Consider the following 2,015-nt stretch of genomic DNA (forward strand, 5'->3'; position numbering starts at 1 on the left):
CTTTTACAATTCTGGTACGAGACATAACTAATGATTTTTGCTTTTCTCACCACTGTTGTTTTTTACTTCCTGCTGCGCATTCTTTGTGATGTTTTTGCTGGAAGAAATTTCAATATCATCATGTGAAATCTCGTTTCTGATTTGGTTCGTTTCACTATGCACATCTCCCTCAATCATCTCCATCAGTTTTCCGGTAATAAACACACTCGCATCACCCATCACGGAAGTCAGCTTCATAGCACCGATGCTTTGGGTAGCATTCATTCCTACCGTTTGGCTGTTGTTCATGCCAATGGTCTCACTGTTGTTCATTCCGACACTCGTGGTCATATTCTCCCCCACATTAATATTCATGTTCCTGCAGTTAAGCGTCATGGTTTCCGGTGCGGTGATATTAATGTTGCTTCCCGTGGTATCTAAATGGATTTCATTGCCACTCTTGTCGGTGATGACAATACTTTCATCTTCTGTGAAGATAATACGGTGGCCGCTTCTTGTCTGGATGGATTTAACGCGGTTATCAGAGCCTCCACCCAGCCCCACCCGCCCGTGGAACATGCCACCCATCACAAAAGGCCGGTCCGGGATTATGCACAAAGCAATCATGTTTTTGTAATATACTTACACGCTACAGAGAAATCAAAAATCACCTGGCACGATAAATTTTGATAGACTTCTTACATTCTCGCTGTTAAAAAAGTTACGAGCAAATGCTAATTAATAGTTTAATTCTAGAATAATTCCTCTTATATTAACCTTTCCTATCAAAAGTTTTTTGCTCTAAACCACTATCGAAATATATAAAGAAATATAGAGTAAGTATTGAAAGTACAATAAATGTAATAAAACCGACAATTATTATCTTTTTTCTAAATGTCAAATCTTTACGAATGCATATTAGAAGGAGAATACCAAGATAAAAGACAATGTAAATCATAGTATTGAAATTTTCGTAAGCCATAGTAACCCTAGCGCATCCTTTTCTGCCACAACTGTGCGTGTATAATCAGAATAGGCTACACGTTTGCCCTGTGGATTTTTAGAATGGTAGTATTTCATTAAATCTATTTCTCCCGTGGCGGGTTAATATTCGCCTGTACTATTGAAGGTATATAGATAAGCAAGATTTGCCATACTAATCTTCGACTCATCATTATCACTGGTAGGTTTCGGGTCTTGTGGCAGAAGATATGAGCTCCCTTTATGTTCCCACGAATAATTTGCGCTTCCGTATGCTAAGAGTATAGGATGCCCTATTTCATGCGCAGCAATTTCTACGAATATAACATCTTCGTCTGATTCATTTTGATAACCCCATCCATCAGAGTATTTGATATAACCTACATTGTAAGACAACTTCGCAAAAAAACCTGGATTCCCACTCCTACTCCAAGTACCATTCGTATTATACAAGACTACTATATCATTTAAAGCGCTGTAAGAACTATGAATAGGTATTAATTCCATTTCAAACTGTTCATCGAAAACATTTATAAAATGTCCCTCTTTTAACCCATTTTTTGGACTTCTGCTCCAGTGCTTTTTTAAGCCGTCTATCACTAAACTTTTTAATTCGTCAAAACTTTTTCTGCGGCTTTTTATAGGCTCTTTCTTATAATAATGAAGAGCCTCTTTTGGCGCCTTATCCCAATCACAGGTTGTGTTGAGAACTCTAATTTTTGGATCAGGATCAATATCTTTTGTCGTACAGTCCAAGCCTTGGGCACCGCCGTTTTGCAAATTTACACGAAGCGTTGTTTCTAATTTCTTATTTTTCTTATCAATCCTTACGTCTACCCAATCAGCTTCTTTGTATGAAGTTCTGAATTCAACTTCTTTTGTTTTTTTTATTCCGTTCTTTTCGGCGGTAATAATAGCTTTTAAACTTTTGTTAGCAAAATGGGTGCTGTCATATATATCATTATTGTCAAAACCATCCCAAAGAATCACATAACTTCCTATCTTAGTGTAGTCTGCTACAGGGATCGCAAATGGGTCGTAACTTGGTTTCCAGT

General features: G+C 37.5%; 1 protein-coding gene and 1 pseudogene. Both read right to left on the reverse strand.

Features of this window, described 5'->3' with window-relative positions:
- Positions 1–27: 27 nt before the first annotated feature.
- Positions 28–606: a bacteriophage T4 gp5 trimerisation domain-containing protein gene (locus tag MVI27_RS11795; RefSeq protein WP_246962164.1), complete on the reverse strand. Its 579-nt coding sequence runs from the start codon at positions 604–606 to the stop codon at positions 28–30.
- A 477-nt stretch (positions 607–1,083) separates the two neighbouring features.
- Positions 1,084–2,015 (reverse strand): annotated as a pseudogene (locus MVI27_RS11800) (hypothetical protein); the annotation flags it as partial.

The sequence above is a fragment of the Chryseobacterium salipaludis genome, assembly GCF_022968825.1.
Lineage (GTDB): Bacteria > Bacteroidota > Bacteroidia > Flavobacteriales > Weeksellaceae > Kaistella > Kaistella salipaludis.